This is a genomic window from Mesorhizobium sp. M7A.F.Ca.CA.001.08.2.1 (assembly GCF_003998455.1).
In the GTDB taxonomy this organism is placed as follows: domain Bacteria; phylum Pseudomonadota; class Alphaproteobacteria; order Rhizobiales; family Rhizobiaceae; genus Mesorhizobium; species Mesorhizobium ciceri.
The window spans coordinates 1-4499 of sequence record NZ_RZPW01000529.1 but is presented as its reverse complement, the minus strand read 5'-3'; the positions used below and the strand labels follow the sequence as shown (position 1 = coordinate 4499).

Annotated in this window: 5 protein-coding genes; 2 read left to right on the top strand and 3 right to left on the bottom strand. The window is 63.4% G+C overall.

Annotated elements, in window-relative coordinates; translation table 11 throughout:
- Nucleotides 1-83: 83 nt before the first annotated feature.
- Both EN914_RS25505 and EN914_RS25500 read right to left on the bottom strand, forming a co-directional pair.
- The gene (locus EN914_RS25505; RefSeq protein ID WP_013529201.1) at nt 84-392 is read right to left on the bottom strand and encodes a DUF1244 domain-containing protein; all 309 of its coding nucleotides are present in this window, start codon (nt 390-392) and stop codon (nt 84-86) included.
- 11 nt (nt 393-403) lie between these two features.
- A complete protein-coding gene (locus tag EN914_RS25500; protein WP_024502956.1) occupies nt 404-1201 on the bottom strand; it encodes an N-formylglutamate amidohydrolase in 798 nt (265 codons plus the stop codon).
- 245 nt (nt 1202-1446) lie between these two features.
- Here EN914_RS25500 and EN914_RS25495 point away from each other — a divergent pair, with 245 nt between their 5' ends.
- Both EN914_RS25495 and pyk read left to right on the top strand, forming a co-directional pair.
- Nucleotides 1447-1935 (top strand): DUF1036 domain-containing protein, encoded by a 489-nt coding sequence (locus EN914_RS25495; protein ID WP_013529203.1) that lies wholly within the window; start codon nt 1447-1449, stop codon nt 1933-1935.
- The gene (pyk, locus tag EN914_RS25490; protein ID WP_013529204.1) at nt 1932-3368 is read left to right on the top strand and encodes a pyruvate kinase; all 1437 of its coding nucleotides are present in this window, start codon (nt 1932-1934) and stop codon (nt 3366-3368) included. The genes EN914_RS25495 and pyk overlap by 4 nt, the downstream gene beginning before the upstream one ends.
- Before the next feature lie 42 nt (nt 3369-3410).
- Here the strand turns inward: pyk and EN914_RS25485 are convergent, their stop codons facing one another.
- Complete coding sequence (locus EN914_RS25485; RefSeq protein WP_024502958.1) at nt 3411-4475, bottom strand: alpha/beta fold hydrolase; 1065 nt, start codon at nt 4473-4475, stop codon at nt 3411-3413.
- Nucleotides 4476-4499: the final 24 nt, after the last annotated feature.

The following is a 4499-nucleotide window of genomic DNA, read 5'->3' as shown; positions in this document are numbered from 1 at the left end:
AAATTAGATCGATTCAATTTTCAGTCAAGGCTCTTTCGGGAAGCATTTTTTGAGCCAAACACAGCCTTGAGTGATCGCTGGCCTTAATGGTCCTTGGGGCGCCTTGCCTCGAATTCGGCCTTCTTGGCGTCGGAGGCCTCGGTCTGGTTGAGCGCCTGCCATTGCGCATAGGGCATGCCGTAGACGATCTCGCGCGACTGATCCTTGGTGAGATCGACGCCCTCGGCATTGGCCGCCTCGCGATACCAGTTCGACAGGCAGTTGCGGCAGAAGCCGGCGAGGTTCATCAGGTCGATGTTCTGCACGTCGTTGCGTTCGCGCAGATGCTCGACCAGCCGGCGGAAGGCGGCCGCCTCGAAATCGCGTTGCTGCTCGTCGCTGAGTTCGGTCATCGAAACCTCCGTCATAGCGGCCCGGTGCGCGAGCCGAACATCTTCACCACATGTATATCGGGACGGCGGTCGATGGCGTCAACGATCGGCGCCAGCCGTTCGGCCCAGGCGAGCGCGCCCTTCTGGTCCGATATCAAATCCTGTCGGATCTCGATCAGCGCATGGGCGAAGCCGTTGACGATGGCGTGCTTGTACATGGTGTCGCCGCGCAGCGCGCCGTCATAGGGTTCGTTGTCGCCGACGACGAGGTTCCTGTCCTGCGCCAGCATGTCTATCAACGGCCGCGCCACGCGGTCGTCGAGGTCCCACAGGATGCCGACGTGCCAAGGACGCTGGATTCCTTGCATGGCCGGGGTGAAGGAATGCACCGAGAAGATGAAGGGCGCCTGGGCGGAAGCCTGTGCGACCGAGGCGATCATGGCGCTGACGGCGTCGTGATAGGGCCGGTAGAACCCGTCGAGCCGCCTCTCGCGCTCCTCGGCAGCGATGGGGTAGTTCCCAGGTACGACCGTGCCGTCATAAAGCTGGCGAATGAGCGTCGGGTCGTCTTCGCCGCGATTGGGATCGATCAGCAGCCGCGAAAAATTGGCGAGCACCGCTGGCACGCCGAGCAGGGCAGCCAGTTCGCGCGTCACGCCCTCGACGCCGATGTCATAGGCGATGTGGCGGTCGAACTCCGCTGAGGGCAGGCCGAGGCTGCCATAGTCGTCGGGCAGGTCGCGACGGGCATGATCGCCCAACAGCACGATGCCTCGCTTGCGGTCGCCCTCGATGATGTCGAAAGGCGCGAAAACTGTGGATCGGGTCATTGGCGGGAAATGGTCTGTTCGCTGGCTTCCGGGGAGGATGCTATCGTCATTCCACGAAGACGACGCTTGCGCAATGCCGTTGTTTGGCCAAGGTTTCCCGGGAAATCTGGCACAAGTCGGCGAATTGTGCGCCGGAGCCTTTCTAAATCGATTGGAATTGGACAAAACGGTGCGTTGACATGCGCCCGGACTTTTCCGAAAAGGGGCGCAGAGAGATGCTGATGTGGTTTTTGAGGGGTTTTCGGATGAGTTCCGCCGGCGGGCAGCGCATGCGCTCTGCCTTTGCCATGCCGCTCCTCACTCTTGCCATCGGCCTGTCGGCCATGGTCGTGGCTTCGCCGGCGCGTGCCGATTTCCGCGTCTGCAACGCCACGCAGAACCTGGTTGGCGTCGGCATCGGCTATCGCGCCAAGGCCGGCTGGATCACCGAAGGCTGGTGGCACATCGAGGGATCGAGTTGCAAGACGCTGATCGAAGGGCCGCTGTCATCAAGGTTTTACTATCTTTATGCAGAAGACGCCGAACGCGGTGGACGCTGGGACGGCCCGATCAACATGTGCGTGGCTGAAAAAGAGTTCAAGATCGCAGGCGTAACCGACTGCGTCGCCCGGGGCTTTCAGCGCGCCGGATTCCAGGAATATGACACGGGCGAACAGGCAAGCTGGATGGTCCAGCTGACCGATGAGTCCACAACGGGAGGCGCTCCAGCCACCCCGGGAACAAACAGTCAATGAGACGTAGCCGCAAGGTCAAGATCCTAGCCACCATCGGTCCTGCCTCCTCCTCGGAGGAGATGCTGAAGAAACTGTTCGAAGCGGGCGCCGATGTGTTCCGCATCAATATGAGCCATACCGACCATGAACTGATGCGCACGCTGGTCGGACGCATCCGCGCTGTCGAGGAAGCCGTTGGCAGGCCGATCGGCATCCTCGCCGATCTGCAAGGGCCAAAGCTGCGCGTCGGCAAGTTCGCCAACGGCAAGGAAGTGCTGACGCAAGGCCAGACCTTCACGCTCGACGACAATCCCGAGCCCGGCACCTCGACCAGGGTCTATCTGCCGCATCCGGAAATCCTGAGCTCGGTCGAAGCCGGCCATCGCCTGCTGATCGACGATGGCAAGCTCGAGCTGAAGGCGGTGAAGAGCGACGGCAAATCGATCGTCTGCACCGTCGTCGCCGGCACCACGATTTCCGACAAGAAAGGCGTCAGCCTGCCTGACACCGACCTTCCGGTCGGCGCGTTGACCGAGAAGGACCGCAAGGACCTCGATGCCGTGCTGGCCACAGGCGTCGACTGGGTGGCGCTGTCCTTCGTGCAACGGCCGGAGGATCTGGCCGAAGCGCGCAAGATCGCACGCGGCCGGGCGCTGATCATGGCCAAGATCGAGAAGCCGCAGGCTGTCGCCCGGCTGGCCGAAATCATCGAATTGTCCGACGCGCTGATGGTCGCCCGCGGCGATCTCGGCGTCGAGATGCCGCTCGAGGCGGTGCCCGGTATCCAGAAGCAGATCACGCGCGCCGCACGCCGCGCCGGCAAGCCGGTGGTGGTTGCAACGCAGATGCTGGAATCGATGATCACGGCACCGGTGCCGACCCGCGCCGAGGTGTCCGATGTTTCGATCGCCGTCTTCGAAGGCGCCGATGCCATCATGCTGTCGGCGGAATCGGCGGCGGGTGCCTATCCCGTCGAGGCCGTGGCAATGATGAACCGTATCGCCACCAAGGTCGAGACCGATCCGACCTATGCCGGCATCATCAACGCCCAGCGCTCCGAGCCGGAAGCGACCGGCGCCGACGCCATTTCGCTGGCCGCGCGCGAGATCGCCGAAACGCTGAAGCTGTCGGCGATCATCACCTACACCGCATCAGGCACCACGGGCCTGCGCGCCGCCCGCGAGCGGCCGCAAGTGCCTGTTATCGCGCTGTCGCCGATCCTCAACACGGCGCGGCGGCTGTCGCTTTTGTGGGGCACGCATTGCGTTGTCTCGCCCGACGCCGTCGACCTCGACGACATGGTCAACCGCGCCTGCCGCATCGCCTTCGACGAAGGCTTCGGCAAGCCGGGCGACCGCGTCATCATCACCGCGGGCGTACCGCTGCGGACACCGGGTTCGACCAACATGCTGCGCATCGCCTATATCGGGTCGGACACACAAGTCAGCCGCTAGATTCCCAAAGCGTGTCGGCTCTGAACGGTTCGGGCGACCGCCTTAGGTCGGCGCGAGTTCGGCCTGCGGTACCTTGATATCGGCGCATCTGCCGGCGTCGTAGGCGTCGCCGGCGATGCGCGCCTCCACGGTCCTGGCCATCGCCTGCAGGTCTATATTCTTGCCGGCGACCTTCTCGATGGCGCCGACGGTCAGGTCGGGCGCGATCCAGTCTGGCTTGTGTCCGAGATTGTGCACCCAGACGAGTTCGGCACCGGCAATGTCGCGCGCCAGGCCGACCGAATGGATATGTGCATAGACCACCTTGTCGCGATCGCCTGAAATGACCACGGTTGGCGCCTTGATCTCGTTGTAGCGCGGTGCGGCGTCGAGGGCATAGCGATAGAGCCCGGCGACATCGGTGGCGTTGGCGCGAAAGGCTTTTGGTCGCAGCACCAGCGGGATAGAGGCCATTCCGAGATAATTGTCCGGCACCTTGTTGGGCGAGAAAACGCAGGTGGTGGCGTCGGCCATCTGCAGTGTACCGGCCGGATAGGTCAGCGTTTCGGAAAACAGCCAGCCGAGCACCGGAATGGTGGTCAGATCGTAGTACCAGGCGGTTGCGCCGCCCGGCCATGGATGGGTCGCCGGTGCGAGGAAGACCAGTCCAAGTGTCTTGTCTGGATGCTCGCGGCCAAAGGCCGATGTCACCACGCCGCCGAAGGAATGGCCGACGATGACAGCCTTCCTGATGCCGAGATGGTCCATCAGTGCGGCAATGGTGTTGGCCTGCGCCGACGGGTTCTCGTTATGGGTGCCGCGACCCGACCAGCCGTGGCCTGGCCGGTCGAAGAACAGCATTTCGGCGCGGCCTTCGAGCAAGGGACGCAGCGGCAGCATCTGGTCCCTGAGATTGGCGCTGGCGCCGTGAATGAAGACGATCGGCGGCAGCTCGGCGTTGGCGGGTGCCGGAACATGGACATAGTGGATGCGGGCGCCGTCGATGTCGGCGAACTCGCCGAGCGGCGGATCGCGGCGCTCGATCAGCCATGAGCCGACGCGGGTGACGCCGACAAAGCCGAAGACAAGCGCCATCAGGAAGGCAAGGGCGGCGTAGATCAGGTTCATGGGGAAGATACGGAAGTGGAGGGG

Excerpts from the sequence above, each read along its gene's own strand:
- EN914_RS25505 (WP_013529201.1), bottom strand. The coding sequence starts at position 392 with ATGACCGAACTCAGCGACGAGCAGCAACGCGATTTCGAGGCGGCCGCC.
- EN914_RS25500 (WP_024502956.1), bottom strand. The coding sequence starts at position 1,201 with ATGACCCGATCCACAGTTTTCGCGCCTTTCGACATCATCGAGGGCGAC.
- EN914_RS25495 (WP_013529203.1), top strand. The coding sequence starts at position 1,447 with ATGAGTTCCGCCGGCGGGCAGCGCATGCGCTCTGCCTTTGCCATGCCG.
- pyk (WP_013529204.1), top strand. The coding sequence starts at position 1,932 with ATGAGACGTAGCCGCAAGGTCAAGATCCTAGCCACCATCGGTCCTGCC.
- EN914_RS25485 (WP_024502958.1), bottom strand. The coding sequence starts at position 4,475 with ATGAACCTGATCTACGCCGCCCTTGCCTTCCTGATGGCGCTTGTCTTC.